The 18,125-nt window shown below is 63.2% G+C and carries 17 protein-coding genes, 1 tRNA gene and 1 riboswitch; of the genes, 8 read left to right on the plus strand and 10 right to left on the minus strand.

Annotated features, from left to right (window positions below; genetic code table 11):
• Positions 1-64: 64 nt before the first annotated feature.
• Genes RCO31_RS21560 through RCO31_RS21570 form a run of 3 tightly spaced genes read left to right on the plus strand, consistent with a single transcriptional unit; the run spans position 65 to position 3,181 of the window.
• The gene (locus RCO31_RS21560) at positions 65-1,270 is read left to right on the plus strand and encodes an aspartate aminotransferase family protein (protein ID WP_308970560.1); all 1,206 of its coding nucleotides are present in this window, start codon (positions 65-67) and stop codon (positions 1,268-1,270) included.
• A 1-nt stretch (position 1,271) separates the two neighbouring features.
• Positions 1,272-2,207, plus strand: coding sequence for an ornithine carbamoyltransferase (gene argF / locus RCO31_RS21565; RefSeq protein ID WP_308970561.1), 936 nt, complete (start codon positions 1,272-1,274; stop codon positions 2,205-2,207).
• Positions 2,207-3,181: an Hsp33 family molecular chaperone gene (locus RCO31_RS21570; protein WP_308970562.1), complete on the plus strand. Its 975-nt coding sequence runs from the start codon at positions 2,207-2,209 to the stop codon at positions 3,179-3,181. Before argF ends, RCO31_RS21570 begins: the two co-directional genes overlap by 1 nt.
• Positions 3,182-3,192: 11 nt before the next feature.
• Here the strand turns inward: RCO31_RS21570 and apaG are convergent, their stop codons facing one another.
• The gene (gene apaG, locus RCO31_RS21575; protein WP_308970563.1) at positions 3,193-3,585 is read right to left on the minus strand and encodes a Co2+/Mg2+ efflux protein ApaG; all 393 of its coding nucleotides are present in this window, start codon (positions 3,583-3,585) and stop codon (positions 3,193-3,195) included.
• A gap of 173 nt (positions 3,586-3,758) precedes the next feature.
• Between apaG and RCO31_RS21580 the strand changes: the two genes are divergently transcribed.
• From RCO31_RS21580 to RCO31_RS21590, 3 genes are read left to right on the plus strand one after another with little or no spacing between them, the layout of a single operon-like run.
• Positions 3,759-4,958 (plus strand): OpgC domain-containing protein, encoded by a 1,200-nt coding sequence (locus RCO31_RS21580; protein WP_308970564.1) that lies wholly within the window; start codon positions 3,759-3,761, stop codon positions 4,956-4,958.
• Positions 4,955-5,743 (plus strand): SGNH/GDSL hydrolase family protein, encoded by a 789-nt coding sequence (locus tag RCO31_RS21585; RefSeq protein ID WP_308970565.1) that lies wholly within the window; start codon positions 4,955-4,957, stop codon positions 5,741-5,743. Before RCO31_RS21580 ends, RCO31_RS21585 begins: the two co-directional genes overlap by 4 nt.
• Positions 5,743-6,705 (plus strand): SGNH/GDSL hydrolase family protein, encoded by a 963-nt coding sequence (locus RCO31_RS21590; RefSeq protein WP_308970566.1) that lies wholly within the window; start codon positions 5,743-5,745, stop codon positions 6,703-6,705. Before RCO31_RS21585 ends, RCO31_RS21590 begins: the two co-directional genes overlap by 1 nt.
• Positions 6,706-6,717: 12 nt before the next feature.
• Here RCO31_RS21590 and RCO31_RS21595 read toward each other — a convergent pair whose 3' ends face one another.
• Positions 6,718-7,926: an O-succinylhomoserine sulfhydrylase gene (locus RCO31_RS21595; protein WP_308970567.1), complete on the minus strand. Its 1,209-nt coding sequence runs from the start codon at positions 7,924-7,926 to the stop codon at positions 6,718-6,720.
• A gap of 66 nt (positions 7,927-7,992) precedes the next feature.
• A riboswitch (SAM riboswitch) is annotated at positions 7,993-8,072 on the minus strand.
• 98 nt (positions 8,073-8,170) lie between these two features.
• On the opposite strand from RCO31_RS21595, the gene RCO31_RS21600 reads away from it, so the two are divergent.
• Complete coding sequence (locus RCO31_RS21600) at positions 8,171-9,277, plus strand: 2'-deoxycytidine 5'-triphosphate deaminase (RefSeq protein ID WP_308970568.1); 1,107 nt, start codon at positions 8,171-8,173, stop codon at positions 9,275-9,277.
• Positions 9,278-9,346: 69 nt separating this feature from the next.
• On the opposite strand, the gene RCO31_RS21605 is transcribed toward RCO31_RS21600, so the two are convergent.
• Entirely contained in the window at positions 9,347-10,504 is a 1,158-nt protein-coding gene (locus RCO31_RS21605; RefSeq protein ID WP_308970569.1) for a serine hydrolase domain-containing protein, read from the minus strand.
• A gap of 525 nt (positions 10,505-11,029) precedes the next feature.
• Between RCO31_RS21605 and RCO31_RS21610 the strand changes: the two genes are divergently transcribed.
• A tRNA-Gly gene (locus RCO31_RS21610) sits at positions 11,030-11,103 on the plus strand.
• Positions 11,104-11,191: 88 nt separating this feature from the next.
• On the opposite strand, the gene RCO31_RS21615 is transcribed toward RCO31_RS21610, so the two are convergent.
• The 7 genes from RCO31_RS21615 to RCO31_RS21645 form a co-directional block, all read right to left on the minus strand.
• Positions 11,192-12,253 carry a 2-oxoglutarate and iron-dependent oxygenase domain-containing protein gene (locus tag RCO31_RS21615; RefSeq protein ID WP_308970570.1) on the minus strand — a complete coding sequence of 354 codons (1,062 nt, stop codon included), beginning with the start codon at positions 12,251-12,253 and terminating at the stop codon, positions 11,192-11,194.
• 89 nt (positions 12,254-12,342) lie between these two features.
• Complete coding sequence (locus RCO31_RS21620) at positions 12,343-13,350, minus strand: ABC transporter substrate-binding protein (protein WP_308970571.1); 1,008 nt, start codon at positions 13,348-13,350, stop codon at positions 12,343-12,345.
• A gap of 76 nt (positions 13,351-13,426) precedes the next feature.
• Positions 13,427-14,731 carry an LLM class flavin-dependent oxidoreductase gene (locus RCO31_RS21625; protein ID WP_308970572.1) on the minus strand — a complete coding sequence of 435 codons (1,305 nt, stop codon included), beginning with the start codon at positions 14,729-14,731 and terminating at the stop codon, positions 13,427-13,429.
• Positions 14,732-14,735: 4 nt separating this feature from the next.
• Positions 14,736-15,497 (minus strand): ABC transporter permease, encoded by a 762-nt coding sequence (locus RCO31_RS21630; protein ID WP_308970573.1) that lies wholly within the window; start codon positions 15,495-15,497, stop codon positions 14,736-14,738.
• Entirely contained in the window at positions 15,494-16,312 is an 819-nt protein-coding gene (locus tag RCO31_RS21635) for an ABC transporter permease (protein ID WP_308970574.1), read from the minus strand. Before RCO31_RS21635 ends, RCO31_RS21630 begins: the two co-directional genes overlap by 4 nt.
• Positions 16,309-17,325 carry an ABC transporter substrate-binding protein gene (locus tag RCO31_RS21640; RefSeq protein WP_308970575.1) on the minus strand — a complete coding sequence of 339 codons (1,017 nt, stop codon included), beginning with the start codon at positions 17,323-17,325 and terminating at the stop codon, positions 16,309-16,311. Before RCO31_RS21640 ends, RCO31_RS21635 begins: the two co-directional genes overlap by 4 nt.
• A 24-nt stretch (positions 17,326-17,349) precedes the next feature.
• Complete coding sequence (locus tag RCO31_RS21645) at positions 17,350-18,117, minus strand: class II aldolase/adducin family protein (RefSeq protein ID WP_374991524.1); 768 nt, start codon at positions 18,115-18,117, stop codon at positions 17,350-17,352.
• Positions 18,118-18,125: the final 8 nt, after the last annotated feature.

Genomic DNA, 18,125 nt, shown 5'->3' on the forward strand with positions numbered 1-18,125 from the left:
CGATCGATGCGCCGGCCGTGCGGTGCGCGCCCCGCGTGAAACCCTAAACCAAAGCCAGGTCGCCATGAGCCAGATTTCCCAGTCTCATCTGCTTCCCGTATTCGCCAGGGCGGATGTCGCGTTCGAGCGCGGTGAGGGCGTCTGGCTGATCGCAACCAATGGCGATCGCTATCTCGATTTCGGCAGCGGCGTTGCCGTCAACGCGCTCGGCCATGTCCATCCGTACCTCGTCAAGGCGATGACTGAGCAGCTCGGCAAGGTCTGGCACGTCTCGAACCTCTACAAGATGCCGGACGGCGAGACGCTCGCCCGCCGCCTTTGCGAGGCGAGTTTTGCCGACGTTGCGTTCTTCGCGAACTCCGGCGCCGAGGCGGTGGAATGCGCGATCAAGATGGCGCGCAAGTATCAGTACGCCAGCGGCAAGGGCGAGCGTTATCGGATCATCACGTTCGAAGGCGCGTTCCACGGGCGTACGCTCGCCACCATCGCCGCGGGCGGCCAGGCGAAATATCTCGAGGGCTTCGGTCCGCCGGTCGCGGGCTTCGACCAGGTGCCGCTCGGCGACATCGAGGCGGTGAAGAAGGCGATCGGTCCTGAAACCGCCGCCATCATGATCGAGCCGGTGCAGGGCGAAGGCGGCGTCCGCGCGCCGCAGCCCCAGTTCTTCAAGGCTCTGCGCGAATTGTGCGACCAGCACGGCCTGCTGCTGGTGTTCGACGAGGTGCAGACCGGCATGGGCCGGACCGGTGAGCTGTTCGCCTACAAGCGGACCGGCGTCACGCCGGACATCATGCCGCTGGCAAAGGCGCTCGGCGGCGGTTTTCCGATCGGCGCGTGCCTCGCGACGACCGAGGCGGCGAAGGGCATGACCGCAGGCACGCATGGCTCGACCTTCGGCGGCAACCCGCTGGCGATGGCGGCGGCAAATGCTGTGCTCGACGTGATGCTGGCTCCCGGCTTCATCGAGCATGTCCAGCGCATGTCGCTGCTTTTGAAGCAGAAGCTTGCCGGCGTCTGCGATCGCTACCCGGACATCGTCAGCGAGGTGCGCGGCGAAGGGTTGCTGATCGGCCTCAGGGCCGTGATTCCGGCGGCGGACCTTTCCAATGCCCTGCGTGACGAGAAGCTCCTGACCGTGGCGGCCGGCGAGAACGTCGTACGCATGCTGCCGCCGCTGATCGTCAGCGAGGCGGAGATCGACGAGGCTGTGAAACGGATCGAGCAGACCTGTGCGCGGCTGAGCAAGGCCACGAAGCGAGGGGCAGCCTGACGTGAGCTCGCAGCTTCGCCATTTCCTCGACATCAGTGCGCTGCCGACAAACGACCTGCGCACGATGCTCGATGCCGGCATCGCGCTGAAAAAAAAGCGCAAGGATGCGAACGGTGCCGCGGAGCGTCCGCCGCTGGTCGGCAAGACGCTTGCCATGATCTTCGAGAAGCCGTCGACGCGCACGCGCGTCTCGTTCGACGTCGGCATGCGCCAGCTGGGCGGCGAGGCGATCATGCTGACCGGCGCTGAGATGCAGCTCGGCCGCGGCGAAACCATCGCCGACACCGCCCGCGTGCTCTCGCGCTACGTCGACGCGATCATGATCCGTATCCTCAGCCACGACGCGCTGCTCGAACTGGCCGAGCACGCGACCGTGCCGGTGATCAACGGCCTGACCCGGCTGTCGCATCCCTGCCAGGTGATGGCGGACGTGATGACCTTCGAGGAGCACCGCGGACCGATCAAAGGCCGCACCGTTGCCTGGACTGGCGACGACAACAACGTGCTCGCCTCCTGGGTGCATGCGGCCCAGCGGTTCGAGTTCCAGCTCAACGTCGCGTCTCCGCCGGAACTGGCGCCCAAGAAGCCGTTGAAGGACTGGATCAAGCTGAACAATGCGCCGGTGCAGCTGCATTCCGATCCGGAGAAGATGGTGCGCGACGCCGACTGCGTCGTCACCGACACCTGGGTGTCGATGGGCGACAAGGACGGCGAGCATCGTCACAATTTGTTGCGACGCTACCAGGTCAACGCCCAGCTCATGTCTCTGGCGAAACCGGAGGCCCTGTTCATGCATTGCCTTCCCGCGCATCGTGGTGACGAGGTGACGGACGAGGTCATCGACGGCCCGCAGTCGGTGGTGTTCGATGAGGCCGAAAACCGCTTGCATGCGCAAAAGGGTATTCTGGCCTGGTGCCTTAACGCGGCGATGCCGTAATGGCTGATGAAAGTATCGTTCGAGCGCCGTCGGCTGCCCCGCTGCACGACGCGCTGCTCCCGTTTGAAGTCGCTTCGCTCGATCTGCGGGGACGGCTGATCAAGCTCGGCCCTGCGCTGGACGAGCTTCTCGCGAAGCATGCCTATCCGACGCAGGTCTCCAAGCTGCTGGGCGAGGCGATTGTGCTGACGACCCTGCTCGGATCGTCGCTGAAGTTCGCCGGGCGCTTCATCCTGCAGACCCAGACGGACGGTCCGGTCTCGATGATCGTCGTCAACTTCACGGCGCCGGACAGCCTGCGCGCCTATGCCCGGTTCGATGCGAGCCGGCTGAAGCCCGGACAAACCTCGGGCGAACTGCTGGGCAAGGGCCATCTGGCCATGACCATCGACCAGGGCGCGGACATGAGCCGCTACCAGGGATTGGTGGCGCTCGATGGCGGCGACTTCGAGGCTGCGGCGCACGAGTACTTCCTGCGCTCCGAGCAGATCCCGACACGTGTGCGGCTCGCCGTCGGTGAGGAGCTGCGCGGACAGGGCGGCCCGCGACATCGCTGGAGGGCCGGGGGCCTGTTGCTGCAGTTCCTGCCCAAGTCGCAGGAGCGCGCGCGTCAGGCCGATCTCGATCCGGGCGATGCGCCGAAAGGCACCGCGCCGCACGTCGTTGGTGAGGACGATGCATGGGTCGAGGGCCAGTCGCTGATGCAGACGGTCGAGGACGTGGAACTGATCGATCCGGATCTGTCGGGTGAGCGCTTGCTGTTCCGCCTGTTCCATGAGCGCGGGGTGCGCGTGTTCGCAGAGCAGCCGGTGCAAGCGAAATGCTCCTGCTCGCGCGAGGCGGTCGCAGCGATGCTCGCGCGCTTCACGCCCAAGGACCGCGCCGATATGGTCGAGAACGGCAAGGTTGTGGTGACCTGCGAGTTCTGCTCCTCCGTCTATGAGTTCACGCCGGAAGAGGCTGGCGCGGTCTAGCGACGGCGGCGTCAGTTCAGCGTTCGCGCCACGCTCGGACTGTCCAGCGAGAATGTCGGGATGTCGATCTCGAAACGCTCGCCGCCATCAGTGACCATCTGATAGCGGCCGGTCATGAATCCGGATGAAGTCTGTAGCGGAACTCCGCTGGTGTATTCGAAGGTTTCGCCAGGACTGAGCGTTGGCTGCTCGCCGACTACGCCTTCGCCTTTCACCACCTGTTCCCGCCCCGATGCGTCGGTGATGATCCAGTGCCGGGTCTTCAACTGGACGGTTTCGGAGCCGTGATTGACGATGACGATCCGGTACGCCCAGAAGAAGTAATGCTTCTCCGCAGATGACCGGTCGGGCATGAAGCTCGGCTCGACAGTAACCTCGATGGCGCGGGTAACAGCCTTGTACATTCGTGAGCCGTCCTGAATTGGCCTTATTATAGCCGACAACGTCAGGCGAACGAAAGGCTGCCGCCAGGCCATCGGCATTTTTGAACTTTCGGTGATCCGCAAGCTTGCGGATCTGTCATGGCCTGCAGGATCGCGATAGAATTTGCCGCAAATCAGTTGGGTCGGACGTTCGAATGGCGCTTGCCGCTGCACAGCATGCGATACCGCTGCGAGACGCCCTGACGGTCGCGCCGCCGGTCGGCGAGCGCGAACTGCGGCTCGATCTGTTTCGCGGGCTCGCCCTGTGGTTGATCTTCATCGATCACCTGCCGGCCAATGTGCTGACCTGGTTCACCCTGCGCAACTACGGGTTCAGCGACGCGACGGAGATATTCATCTTCATCTCCGGCTATACCGCAGCCTTCGTCTACGGCCGGGCGATGCAGAGCAGCGGCTTCATCGTCGCCAGCGCGCGCATCGTCAAGCGGGCCTGGCAGATCTACGTCGCGCACATCTTCCTGTTCACGATCTATCTGGCGGAAATCTCGTACGTCGCGACGCGGTTCGAAAACCCGCTCTATGCCGAGGAAATGAACATCCTCGATTTCCTGAAGCAGCCCGATGTGACGATCATACAGGCCCTTTTGCTGCGGTTTCGGCCGGTCAACATGGACGTGCTGCCGCTCTACATCGTGCTGATGGTGTTCTTCCCGCCGGTGTTGTGGCTGCTGCGCAGGAAGGCCGATCTGGCGTTGGCGCTGTCGGTCGGACTGTATGCGATCACCTGGGAATGGGAGCTGGCGTTGCCGTCCTGGCCCAACGGTTCGTGGTTCTTCAACCCGTTCGCCTGGCAGCTGCTGTTCGTGTTCGGTGCGTGGTGCGCGCTCGGCGGTGCTGCGCGCATGTCGCGGATCCTCACCTCGCGTGTCACCCTCGGGCTTGCCGCCGCCTATCTGGCGTTCTGCTTCGCGGTGACGCTGACCTGGCACTTTCCGAGGATTGATTTCCTGATGCCGAACGTGCTGGCGCGCTGGATCTATCCGATCAGCAAGACCGATCTCGACGTATTAAGATTTGCTCATTTTCTTGCCCTCGCGGCCCTGACCGTCCATTTTATCCCCAAGGGCTGGCGGGGCCTGAAGTCGATCTGGCTGCGGCCGATGATCGTGTGCGGCCAGCATTCGCTGGAGGTGTTCTGTGTCGGCGTGTTTCTGGCGTTTGCCGGCCATTTCGTCATTGTGGAACTTTCCGGCAGCGCGTGGATACATTTCATGACCAGTGTCGCCGGCATAGGCCTGATGTGTGCCGCCGCGGGACTGCTGGCATGGTACAAGGGTGTGGCAGAAAAGAGCGGCCCACGCGCCGCAACCGGGGCTTCCGGAGGAGCGCCATGAAGGCCTTCTTCAGTGCAGTGGTGATCGCCGGCTTTTTCGCCGCCGCACCCGCCTGCGCGCAGGAGCTCAAGGGCGCCGAGCCGAAGCCGGCCGACCGGGCATGCGACGTGCCCGCCGATCTGCTTGCAGTCGGTGACATCACTTTGGAGAAGGTTGCGAGAGCGGTGAAGGACACAAGGGCGCTGGACGTGCTGGTTGTCGGCTCGGGCTCGTCGAGCCTGGCGAGCCCCGACGGCGCGTTGACAGCATACCCGGCCCGTCTCGAGGCGAGCTTGCGCGAAAAGCTGCCCGGCGTTGCCGTGACAGTGACGACAAAGTTGCAGCCGAAGCGAACGGCGGAGGACGTCGTCGAAACGCTGTCGGCGCTCGTTATTGAACGCAAGCCGAACCTGCTCGTCTGGCAGACGGGCACGGTCGATGCGATACGCGCGATCCATTTGGACGATTTTCGCAATGCTCTCGACGAGGGCACCGCCGCGGTGAAGGCTGCGGGGACGGATGTCGTGCTGATGAACCTGCAGTACAGCCCGCGCATGGAGACCATGATCCCTACGTCGCCGTATCTCGACAATATTCGCGCCGTGGCGCAACAGCAGGACGTACCCTTGTTCGACCGGTATGCGATCATGCAAAACTGGAACGAGACCGGCGAGTTCGACCTGTCGAATTCGTCGCGCAGTTTCGCGCTGGCAAAAGGCGTGCATGATTGTCTCGGACAGGCGCTAGCCAATCTCGTGATCTCTGCGGCCAGGCTCGATCCGGCGGAGCCCAAGGTTCAGAACTGATGTATAGGCGTATTGCTTTGACCCGGCCGGGGCGAGGCGCGGCTCTGGCGCTGATGCTGTCGCTGGTAGCGCTCATTCCGCCACACCGGGCGTCGGCGCAAAGCTCTTCGAACATGGCCGCCACGAATCCGCAGGAGTCGGGCAAGAGCCTCGGCGAGCGAGCGAAGGAGCGCGTCGATGGTGCCACTGAAAAGCTCGACGAGCTCGTCAAGCGCGCCGCCGACATCTTCAAGCGGGTGCCATGCTCGAACAAGGGCGTCTACCTGGAAGGCTCGCTTCCGCATGTCGCGAAAAAGCTCGCCGCAAACCAGCCGGTGACGATTGTTGCTTTCGGCTCGTCATCGACGGTGGGCTTCGGCACCACCTCGCCGATCTTCTCCTATCCCTACCGTCTGGCCGACCAGTTGCGGCGGAAGTTTCCCGCAGCCGATATCACCGTGCTCAACCGCGGGATCGGCGGCGAGGATACGCCGCAAATGATGGCGCGCCTCAAGGCCGCAGTACTCGACGCCAAGCCCGACCTCGTCATCTGGCAGCTCGGCACCAACACCGTCATCAAGGGCGATGACGCGGAAGTCGTGCGCACGGAGGCGTTGCTCAGCGACGGCATCGACCGGCTCAAAGCGACCGGCGCGGATGTCGTGCTGATCGATCCGCAATACGTGCCGGCGACGACCGGCAAGGACCACCAGGAGAAGGCGGGCAAAATGGTGGACTTGCTCGGCCGCGTCGCCCAGGCGAAGCAGATCGCCCGTTTCCCGCGCTTCGCGGTCATGCGCAGCTGGCACAGCGACCAGAAGCAGCCGTTCGACACGTTCGTCATCAAGGATGGTTTGCATCTGAATGACTGGGGTTATGCCTGCTTCGCTCAACTCCTCGGCGACACGATCATCGATACGGTCGCGCGTGTGCAGCAGGGGATCGAGGTTCGGCCGGACGTGATGATGGTCCGGCCGATGTAGCTGACAGGGCGCTCAGGCTTTCTCCAGCGCTGTGTACAGATCTTCGATCAGGTCGTCGGCATGTTCCAGGCCTGCCGAGAAGCGGATCATGCCTTCGGTGATGCCGAGTTCGGCGCGCGCTTCCGCCGTCAGCCGCTGGTGCGTCGTCGTGGTCGGATGCGTGACGAGGCTCTTGGCGTCGCCGAGGTTATTGGAAATGCGCGTGAGCTTCAGTCCGTTCAGCGTGCGGAACGCGGCGGCGCGCTCGCCCTTCACCTCGAAGGCGACCAGCGAAGAGCCGGCACGCATCTGCTTCTTGACGATCGCCGCCTGCGGATGGTCGGCGCGACCAGGATAAATGACCTTCGCAATCTTCGGATGCTTCGCCAGCGCGTCTGCCACCTTCGCGGCGCTCTCGGTCTGCTGGCGCACGCGCACGCCAAGCGTCTCGAGGCCCTTCAGCAGCACCCAGGCGTTGAACGGCGACATCGAGGGGCCGGTCTGGCGCAGGAAATTATGGATGTGCTCCTGGATGAAGTCGTTGCTCGACAGGATCACGCCGCCGAGGCAGCGGCCCTGCCCGTCGATATGCTTGGTCGCCGAATAGACGACGACGTCGGCGCCGAGCTCGAGCGGGCTCTGCCACAGGGGTGTCGCGAACACGTTGTCGACGATCAGCCGCGCGCCGCCGGCATGGGCGATCTTGGCGATCTCGGCGATGTCGAGCACCTCGAGCGTTGGGTTGGTCGGGCTTTCGAGAAACAGCGTCCTGGTGTTCGGCCGCATCGCCTTCTGCCACTGGTCGAGCTCCGTGCCGTCGACCAGCGTCGAGGTGATGCCGTAGCGCGGAAGCAGGTCCTCGACCACGAAGCGGCAAGAGCCGAACATCGCCTTCGCCGCGACCACGTGGTCGCCGGCGCGCAGCGGCGCCAGGATCGCAGTCGTCACCGCGGCCATTCCGGTCGCGGTCGCGCGCGCGGCCTCCGCGCCTTCGAGCTCGACCATGCGTTCTTCGAACATGGAGACGGTCGGGTTGGCGAACCGGGAGTAGATGAAACCGGGGTCGGTATTGGAAAAGCGCGCCGCGCATTGCTCGGCGCTGTCGTAAACGTAGCCCTGCGTCAGGAACAGGGCTTCGGACGTCTCGCCGAATTGCGAGCGCAGCGTGCCGCCGTGCACGAGCCGGGTTTCGGGATGGTAATGACGGGTGCCGGTCTTGGCGCCGGTACGGGATTCGGACAAGGTGACCTCCTTGGGGCCTGTTTGGCCAATAAAAAACCGGCCTCGGACAAGTCCGATGGGCCGGGATCACTCGTGTCCCCGGCCTGTTTAGCGATTTATTTAACGTGGCTGCAAGCCGGCCGGCTCAAATCACCACGGGATAAGTCATGCTCTTAATCGGTGGCGCTCTTTCCGTCAAGACGGCCATCAGATAACCGGAAACGTGTCTAGATTATGCAATTCCAAGCTGTTGCAGGATGACGACGTGCCGCTCACGCTGCCGCCTGACGCAAAGGGAATTCTGCCCGACCGCATGATCGCGGCGATGGCAGATGCCGGCGCGATCCTGCCGGCGTATCCCTTCATCGAAAGCCAGATCCAGCCGGCGAGCCTCGACCTGCGCCTGGGCGACGTCGCCTATCGGGTGCGCGCGAGCTTCCTTCCGGGGCCGGGCGCCACCGTTGCCGACCGGATCGAGGACCTGAAGCTGCACGAGATCGCGCTTGCGGACGGAGCGGTGCTGGAAACGAACTGCGTCTACATTGTGCCGCTGATCGAAAGCCTCGCGTTGCCTCCGAGCGTCGCCGCGGCGGCCAACCCGAAGAGTTCGACCGGCCGCCTTGACGTGTTCACACGCGTGATCGCCGACGGCACGCGCCGCTTCGACATGATCGATCCCGGCTATCACGGGCCGCTCTATGCAGAGATCAGCCCGAAGACGTTCCCGGTGCTGTTGCGCGAAGGCTCGCGGCTGTCGCAGATCCGCTTTCGCCAGGGCGAGGCGGCGCTCGACGGACCGGCGCTTGCGGAGCTGCATGAGGCGGAGCGGCTGGTCGACAGCGACGACGCCGACTTGTCGAACGGCCTAGCGCTCAGCGTCGATCTCTCCGGCAAAGGCTCGAACGGGTTCGTCGGCTATCGCGCCAAGCGTCATACCGGCGTTGTCGACGTCGACCGCCGCGCCGGCTATCCGGTCGAGGAGTTCTGGGAGCCGATCACCGCGCGTGAGGACCAGAGCCTGATCCTCGATCCCGGCGAGTTCTATATCCTTGCCTCGAAGGAGGCGGTGCAGGTGCCGCCGGACTACGCCGCCGAGATGGTGCCGTTCGATCCTTTGGTTGGTGAATTCCGTGTGCACTATGCAGGCTTCTTCGATCCGGGTTTCGGTTGTGCCGGCGCGGGAGGCCAAGGCTCCCGGGCGGTGCTGGAGGTGCGCTCACGCGAGGTGCCGTTCATCCTCGAGCACGGGCAGATCGTCGGTCGCCTGGTCTACGAGAAGATGATCTCGCGTCCCGACGCGCTCTACGGCCAGCGCATCGGCTCAAACTATCAGGCGCAGGGCCTGAAACTGTCGAAGCATTTCAGGACGTAACAAACGTAACACCCGTCATTGCGAGGCATAGCCGTTCGAAGAACGGCGTCGCTTCGCTCGCAATGACGGCTACATCGCCTCGTACACGGCTCTCTCGAAATCCTCGAACAACTTGAGTGATTTGACATCGCAGAAGGGCAGGATCTGGGTCGCATACACGCCTGTGACCTGCTTCACCGGATCGATCCAGTAATATGAGTTCATCAATCCGGCCCAGGCGAGCGAGCCCGCCGAGCGACCGGTCGCTGTCGGTGTCGGATTGATCAGGAACGTAAGACCCCACTTCATGCCGTCGATGAAGTCGACGGCATTGGTCAGCGTCGGCACGACTGGCGGCAACCGCTGCACGTCGATATCGCCCATGGCATTCTGTGACATCAACGCGACGGTCTCAGGCTTCAGGATCTGCGCGCCGTTGAACCGGCCCTTGTATAGGATCATCTGCGTGAATTTCGTATAATCCTGCACCGTCGAGAAGAGACCTCCGCCACCGCCGTCGAATTCGGGATTGGCTGGTGGTTCGCGCGTGGCTGGCGTCAGGCCCTCGCTCGTGCGCGCGTAGAGCATTGCCAGCCGCGCGCGCTGGCTGTCATTGATGCGAAAGCCCGTGTCGACCATGCCGAGTGGGCCGAACAGGTTGCTCTGCATGTAATCGGCAAGCCTGACGCCGGTCGCCTCTTCGACCGCGCGGCCTACCCAGTCGATGCTGATGCTGTACTCCCATCGCTCGCCGGGATCGAACAGCAACGGTATCGACAGCGACGACAGCAGGCCCGAGCCGAGCGGCGGCGTGCGCGACCTGGTGCGGTACTCGCCGATCGTTGCGTTCCAGAAGTCGTAGGTATGTCCGGAGGTGTGCGTGAGCAGGTGGCGGAGCGTGATCGGCCGCTTCGGCGTGCGCATGCGTGGCTTGCCGTCGGCCTCGTAGCCTTCCAGCACCATCGCCGAGCCGAGCTCCGGCAGCAACGCGCCGATCGGCGCATCGAGATCGAGCTTACCCTGCTCGACGAGCTGCATCGCGCAGGCGCCGGTGATCGCCTTCGTCATCGAGGCGATCCTGACCACGGTGTCGGGTGTCATCGCCGCGCCGTTGGCGAGGTCGCGTTTACCGGCGGCGCCTTCAAAGGCGACGCCGTCCGGCGTTGCCACCGAAACTGCGACGCCGGGCACGTCGCCGGCATCGGTTGCACGCTGCAGGAGGTCGAAGATCGACGAAAAGCCGGACATGGGGATTCCTCGCAAATCCGGCGCTTCATTTCGCGAGGCCGGCATAAGAATAATTTAGAGCCTGCGCATGCGTGCGCGCAACGTCGATGAAGCAATGCAAGATCACGTGGCGCCGGCTAGCAAGTCCGGATGCCAGGGAAGCTCTTGCGGCTCTGCTTGATGGGAGGCGGCTCGGCTGGCCGGCCCAGGTTCACCAGTTTCTGCGGTGGATCGTCCAGCTTCACGGTGGGATATTTTTCCCGGGCAATGCTCCGCACGGTGTCCCAGCAGAGCTCGTTTGCGGTTGCGTTCCGCAGGCGCGTCCATGGATCCGCGGCCGCGGAGGAGGGCGCGGCGAGAAGGCTGGCTGCGATCACGAGGCCGACTCTCATGGAATGTTAAGTTGCGGCGAACCGCAACGTTCCCCGCTCCGTCACGGCCGGCCGGCCCGTTCACGTACGCTTTTCCGCTGCAAAACGCGGGTCCGCGGCCGGCACACGATGGCCTTGCCGATGGCATGCCGCTTCGTTAGGTTCGCCCTGCGTCGCGGGCGTAGTTCAATGGTAGAACGGCAGCTTCCCAAGCTGCATACGAGGGTTCGATTCCCTTCGCCCGCTCCAGCTCCTCGTGAAAGTGCAGGTTCGTCGGCGAGCCGGGCCGAATCCGCTGCTACGTCTTCGCCGAACTGCTATGGCTCCGGCGCTCACGTCACGCTGTCTTCGCCATATTCTGCGCCTTCATATGCTTGGATAGATAGAAATCGCCGAATTTCACCGGCGGATATTTCTCTCCGACACCCCTGTCATAGAAGGAAGTGATGCATCGGATTTCTGCATCGACGTTAGGATTGTGAAAGAACGGAATGCTGAGACGTCCGAGCATCATCGCTTCGGGAGGCGGATTCGCCACACGGTGAAGATTTGACACCCATTCGTCATTGGTCCAGCGCATCATGAGGTCGCCGATGTTGCACACGAAGGCATCGCCTCGCGGATGCACGTCGACCCAACCTCCGTGGCGAAGTTTAACCTGCAGGCCGCCTGGAACGTCATCGCCTTTCAGGATGGTGAGCGTGTCGTAATCCGTATGCTCCCCGGCTCGAAGCTGCCCCGGTTCGGGTGCGCGATCTTGCGGCGGGTAATAAATCGCTCGCATCGTGCTGGTCGCCTCGTTGACCTTGCTGTCGAAGAAGTCGTCATCGAGATTCAAGGCCCTGGCGAACAGGCGCAGGAGGTGCACCGCGATCCTGTCCATCTCACTGTAGTAGGCCTCGAATGCGGCGCGGAACTGCGGACGACCCGCCGGCCAGGAATTTGGGAGGAAGAACAACCTTTCCGCTGAGGTTCCGGCGATGGCCGGGGGCGCCGACTTGATGGGGCCCATCGCGAAGCTCTCTTGAAGATCGGGCGGTGTCTCCTTACCAAGCGAAAAGGCAAGCCCTCGGCTGCCCACATGACTGTAGCCGCGGCTGATTTTTTCGGGCGGCTGCGGCGTTTTGAGCTTCTCCTCGGGAGGCAGTGCAAAGTACGCGCGCGCTTCGCGCCGGAGCGCCTCGACGATGTCGTCGGGGACGCGATGGCCGACGATCGAAAAAAAACCGATATCTTCGCAGGCGCGGCGGATTTCGGCTGCCACCTGATCGCGACCTGCCTCGCCAGCTGCAAATGAAGGTCCAAGATCGATGGCCGGAACCTCAGTCAACTCTCTTCTGTCAGACATGCTTATGCTCCATTTAGGTTGTCGCGTAGGTCGAGGCGATTCTGCTCCCACCTTTGATCAGTCTTTGACATCAGCTCCGGCATTCCCGGATGAATGTTGAAGCTGAGATATTGGCGCGGAAAGACGATTGGCTCGGGCCGTCAGGCACGCCGTTCGGTAACGGGAATTGTCTGGAGCGGCCCGACGCGGAATGTCTTTTCGAGCTCAACTGGCTTGCTGATGACCTTGCTCTGCAGAAAAAAGTCGTGCGCCGATTGAATGGCCTTCATATCGAGCCACAGCAATCCATTCTCAGGCACTAATCCAGCTGTGAGAAGACGTCTGTTCTCTCGAAGCGAATACTCCTGGTGTGTCCGATCGAGCGTTGGGGCGACTCTAAGAAGCGTGTCTATGGCGCTCGCGGGATTAGCGAACGCATCCTTCCATCCCTTGATCGAGGCTCTGAGGAATCCTGCGGCAATCGCCGGATTGTCCCGCATGATCTTTTCGGAGGTAATCAAGGTGTCGCGCGGAACCGTGATGCCCGAATCCTCTGCGACGAAGGTTCGGAGATTTTCGCGTCCGAGCCGCTGCTCGATTGTGTAGAGCTCGTTGTATACGGTCGCCGCACAGACATCGACTTCGCCCTTCGTGAACGGTGTCACGCTCACCTGCTGTGGCTGTATCGTGACATCGTCCGGACCAAGTCCCGCTTTTGCGAGCATGCTGGCAAGGACGTAGTTGGCTCCGGTGAACCAGGCAACGACGCGCTTACCTTTCATGTCGCGCACCGTCTTGACCGGCCCGTCCCTGCGCGCAACGAAAACAAAGGGTGTCACTTGATGAGCAAGACCGAAGCACACCACCGGAAGCCCCTTGTCGCGCGCGACCAGGACACTGTCGGTGCCTCCCGACAGCCCGAAGATGTCCGCGTCCGTGGCTACCAAATTCTCAGTCAGGACGTTGGGCCCGCCAGGAATAATGTCAAGATCGAGACCTTCGTCGCGGTAGTAGCCCTTTTCCTGGGCCCGGTAGTAACCGGCAAAGGAAGCTTGTGGCAGCCACTTCATGCGAAGGGTCGCCTTGGTGGCTGCGCGGACGATAGCTGGTGTGAAGGACCACACCGCCGTTGTACATGCTGCAGCAACCACGGTGCGTCGCGTAATCATCGTGTTCTTCTCCTCGCTGATCACTCATGTGCACAAGCATCGTCCATGTGGCGTCCACGTTTTCGCAAAACTCAAATCATGGCTCGAACCGGGTATTCTTGGGTCGCAGCAATCCAAGGTGATCACGTAGTGTCATCCCCTCATAGTCGGCCCGGAACAGACCGCGCTCCTGCAGGATCGGGACCACGAGGTCGATGAAATCCTCAAAGCCTTCGTGGAAGTAGGGCGGCATGACGTTGAAGCCGTCAGCCGCGTAGCTCTCGAACCACTGCTGCAGCGTATCGGCAATGTTTTCCGCCGAGCCGCACAGCACCCAGTGACCGCGCGCCGCCGCGGTGAGATTGTAGAGGTCGCGCAGCGTCATGTTCTCGCGCCGCGCTTTGGCGAGCATGACCCGGGCGAAGCTGTGATAGCTGTCGGGCAGGGCGATGTCCGGGATCGGGCCGTCGAGATCATAAGCCGATATGTCCTGGCCGAACCTGTCGGACAGGATCGCGAGCGCGTTGGAGCCGCTGACGAAGCTCTGCAGGGTGGCGAGCTTCTCGAAAGCCTGTTTGTCGGTGCGGCCGACAATCGGCATCACGCCCGGCAGCACGGTGACGTCCTCGCGTGCGCGGCCGAATGCAGGCAGGCGGTTCTTGAGCGAGGCGTAGCCGGCCTTCGCTTCCTCGATATCCTGCACGACCGAAAAGACGATGTCGGCGGTGCGTGCGGCGAGCTCCTGGCCCGCCTCGGATCCGCCGGCCTGCAGCACGATCGGATGGCCTTGCGGGCTGCGACCGATGTTGAGCGGCCCCTTCACCTTGAAGAAGGTGCCGGTGTGGTCGATCGCGCGTAACTTTGCCGGATCGATGTAAAGTCCGCTCGCACGATCGGCGACGATCGCGTCATCCGACCAGCCGTCCCAGAGGCCTTTGACGACGGTGAGGAATTCGTCGGCCATCTCGTAGCGTCGGGCATGATCAGGATGAGTCGTGCCGAAATTGGCGGCGGTTGCCGCATTCGCGGTGGTGACCGCATTCCAGGCGGCACGGCCGTTGCTGATGTGGTCGAGCGAGGCGAACACGCGCGCGACCGAGAACGGATCGCTGTAGGTGGTCGAGACGGTGGCGCCGAGCCCGATGTGGCGGGTCGTCGTCGCGAGCGCCGCGAGCATCGTCAACGGCTCCAGCCGCAGCGTGTAGGAGGGATGCGCCTCAGCATCGGCGTAGAGATTGTCGCCCATGAAGATCAGGTCGAACCTGCCGCGTTCGGCGGTCTGTCCGATCCGCTGAATGGCCGAGAAATCCTGAAAGCTGTCGACAGCGCCGGGATAGCGCCAGCCTGCGACATGACTGCCCGTTCCGAGAATGAACAGGCCAAGATGCATTTGTCGTTTCACGAGATCACGTCCAAAACAGGATCCTGCGCTCGATGGCGCCGATCAGGCCGAAGAAGGTCAGGCTGATTGCCGATGCGACGAAGATCGCCGACCAGACCTGCACGAAATCGATCTGCAGCACGGCCTGGTAGATGATCCAGCCGAGGCCGCCGTAGGCGCCGAGCATCTCGGTGACGATCGCGACGATGACGCTGCGCACGGTCGAGACGCGCATGGCGGTCAGCATCAGTGGCAACGCCGTCGGCAGGCGGAGGCGGAAGAGGATCTTGAAACGGCCCGCGCCGAAGCTGCGCAGCAGATCGACGGCGCGGCGGTCGACGCGGTCGAAACCGGCAAGCGTCGACAGGAATACGGTGAAGCTCACCGCCATCGCGACCATCACGACCTTCGACGCGACACCGATGCCGAACCACAGCAGGATCAGCGGCGAATAACCGACCACCGGCACCGAATTGATCGCGGTCGCAATCGGCAACATCACGCTGCGCACGGGGGGCAACATGGTGATGACGACCGCGAGAGCTATGCCGATCAGGCAGCCGACGCCATAGCCGGCCAGCGCCTCGAACAAGGTATAGCCGGCCGCTTGGGTGAGCAGCATGCGGTTCGACCAGATGCTGGCCAGGATGTCGCTGACGGCGGGAAGCACATAGGATGGCAGATCGAGCCCGCGCGCGAGCCCTTCCCAGGCCGCAACGAGCAGGACCGCACCGAGGATGCCGCGCTGGGCCGCAAGCGATGGGGATGCCATGACCGCGGCGCTCATTGCTCCGCACTCCAGAACACCAGCCGACGCTCTGCTGCGGCGACGCATGCATAGAAGCCGGTGCCGAGCAACGCCGACGCCAGCAAGGCGCCCCAGATTGCGACGACGTTCTCGGTGTACATCGCCTGCAACAGCAGCACGCCGAGGCCGGTGGTGTCGCCGAACCATTCGCCGACGATCGCGCCGACGAGGCTGAGAGACGACGCAAGCCGCAGCGCCACGAAGATCTGCGGCAGCGCCGTGGGAAGCTGCAGGCGCAGCAGAAGCTGCCGGCGCGATGCGCCGAAACTCCGCATCATTGCCACTTGCCTCGGATCGACTGTTTCAAGGCCGAGCAGGGTATTGACCGTCACCGGGAAGAACGTGAGGTAGAAGGCGATCACGGCCTTGGCGAGCAGGGTGTTGCCGAACCACAGAACCACCAGGGCGCCGAAAGCGATCACGGGAATGGTCTGCGAGACGACGAAAATGGGGAACGCCATCTCGCGCAAAGCACGCAGACGGAAGAAGGCGATGCCGATCAGGACGCCGAAGGCGCCGCCGGCGACGAAACCGATCAGCGTTTCCGCAAGCGTTCTCAGGAAGCCGTCGACGTAAGCCTGCGGCGTGGCGGCGATCGCCGCGAGAATTGCACTCAGGCGTGGAAGATAGTGCGGCTTGATGCCGAACAGGACGACGGCGCCTTCCCAGACAACTGCGGCGATGACGAGCCCGAGCAGCAGCCGGACCGCCTTGCGCATCCAATCGTGCCAAGGCGCAGGCCGGCCGGCTGCGCCGCGGCTGGATAGGGACAATGCCGCAGAGTCGATGCTCACGGCCGCCGATCCGCCGCCGGCACGCTGTCGATGAAGCTCGCATTATAGGCGGCAGCGAGGTCGACCGGCTTGGAGATTACGCTGTATTTGAGGAAGAAGTCGTGCGCGGTCTTGATCGCATTCGGGTCGATCGAGAACAGGCCGCTCTGCGCGGCGTTGCCGGCGGTCATCAGTCGCTTCACCTCCGTCAGCATGAAGTCCTGATGCGCCCGGTCGAGCGTCGGCGCCACCGCCATGACTGCATCGACGCCCGCCTTCGGATCAGCGAACGCATCCTTCCAGCCCTTGATCGAGGCGCGCAGGAACGCCTTGACGAGCTCGGGCTTCTCGCGGGCGGTGGTCTCGGAAACGATCAGCGTGTCGCGTGGAAAAGTGATGCCGTAATCCTCGGCCACGAACGATTTCAGGCTGTCCTTCGGCATTCGCGTCTGGATAGCGTAGAGCTCGTTGTAGTAGGTCGCGGTCGCAACATCGACGCTGCCATCGACGAACGGCGTCACCGAGACCTGCTGCGGCTGGATCTTCAGCTCGTCGGCCTTGATGCCTTCCTTGGCCAGCATACCGTTCAGCACATGATTGGCGCCGGTGAACCATGTTGTGACGGTCTTGCCCTTGAAGTCTTGCAGGGTCTTCACCGCGCCGTCCTTGCGCGTGACGAAGATGAACGGGGTGATCTGGTGCGAAACGCCGATGCAGACGATCGGCAGGCCTTTATCTCGCGCGGCGAACACGCTGTCGGTGCCGCCCGACAATCCGAACGTATCGGCGCCGGTCGCAACCAGGTTCTCGGTCAAGAGATTGGGGCCGCCGGGGTTGATCGTGAGCTCGATGCCCTCCGCCTTGTAGTAGCCTTTGGCGAGCGCAACATAGAAGCCCGCAAACTGGGCTTGCGGCAGCCACTTCAGGCGCAGGGTGGCCTTGGTGAGCGCGTCGGCCGAAGCGTGAGGCGCAGGCAGGCCGGCAGCAAGTGCAACTGCGGTGACCGCAGCGAGGGCGTGGCGTCTGGTCAGCATGGTCACTCCTGATGTCGATATCGGTCAGTTGCGATAGGACGGATCGATACGGTCGAGCTGGCGCATCAGCGCCGGCCATTCGCGCTCGCCGGGGATGAGGATGTCGCCCTGCAGCTCCCAGAACTGCCGCGCGGCCTTCTCGCAGACCTCGTGCGGCGGCATGACGAGCGTGACGCCGGCGGCTGCCGCTGCCTGCATCTGCAGCTGGATGCGCGCGGCGCGTTCGAAATAGTAGAGCAGCATGAAGGCTTCACCGGGCGTACGGCCGACCGTGAGGATGCCGTGATTGCGCATCAGCATCACCTTGTGCGGTCCGAGATCGCGGACCAGCCGGGTCTGCTCGTCCAGATCGATGGCGACGCCTTCGTAGTCGTGGAAAGCCTGGCGGTCATAGAAGCGCATCGCGAACTGGCTGAGCGGCAGAAGCCCTTTTTCCTGACCGGACACGGCAACGCTGGCATCTGAATGGGTATGCAGCACGCAGGCGGCGTCCGGGCTCGACTTGTGGATCGCGGCATGGATGACGAAGGCCGCAACATTGACGCTGTAAGGCGTGTCGTCGAGCTTCTCGCCGTCGACATTGATCTTCACGAGGCTCGAGGCAGTGATCTCGTCGAACAGAAGGCCGTAAGGGTTGATCAGAAACTGATCCTCATGGCCGGGAACGCGCGCTGAGATATGGTTGTAGATCAGGTCGTCCATGCCGAGCTTCGCCACCATGCGATAGCAGGCGGCGAGCTTGATCCGCGCATCCCATTCGGCAGGATCGATGCTGCGTGCGTGGAGCGATATCGGTTCGA

Origin of the sequence: Bradyrhizobium sp. LHD-71 (genome assembly GCF_031157255.1) — a bacterium.
Classification (GTDB): Bacteria; Pseudomonadota; Alphaproteobacteria; order Rhizobiales; family Xanthobacteraceae; genus P52-10.

Bases quoted from the DNA above. Each gene is read 5' to 3' on its own strand.
- RCO31_RS21560 (WP_308970560.1), top strand. From the start codon at position 65: ATGAGCCAGATTTCCCAGTCTCATCTGCTTCCCGTATTCGCCAGGGCG.
- RCO31_RS21570 (WP_308970562.1), top strand. From the start codon at position 2,207: ATGGCTGATGAAAGTATCGTTCGAGCGCCGTCGGCTGCCCCGCTGCAC.
- apaG (WP_308970563.1), bottom strand. From the start codon at position 3,585: ATGTACAAGGCTGTTACCCGCGCCATCGAGGTTACTGTCGAGCCGAGC.
- RCO31_RS21580 (WP_308970564.1), top strand. From the start codon at position 3,759: ATGGCGCTTGCCGCTGCACAGCATGCGATACCGCTGCGAGACGCCCTG.
- RCO31_RS21585 (WP_308970565.1), top strand. From the start codon at position 4,955: ATGAAGGCCTTCTTCAGTGCAGTGGTGATCGCCGGCTTTTTCGCCGCC.
- RCO31_RS21590 (WP_308970566.1), top strand. From the start codon at position 5,743: ATGTATAGGCGTATTGCTTTGACCCGGCCGGGGCGAGGCGCGGCTCTG.
- RCO31_RS21605 (WP_308970569.1), bottom strand. From the start codon at position 10,504: ATGTCCGGCTTTTCGTCGATCTTCGACCTCCTGCAGCGTGCAACCGAT.
- RCO31_RS21620 (WP_308970571.1), bottom strand. From the start codon at position 13,350: ATGATTACGCGACGCACCGTGGTTGCTGCAGCATGTACAACGGCGGTG.
- RCO31_RS21630 (WP_308970573.1), bottom strand. From the start codon at position 15,497: ATGAGCGCCGCGGTCATGGCATCCCCATCGCTTGCGGCCCAGCGCGGC.
- RCO31_RS21640 (WP_308970575.1), bottom strand. From the start codon at position 17,325: ATGCTGACCAGACGCCACGCCCTCGCTGCGGTCACCGCAGTTGCACTT.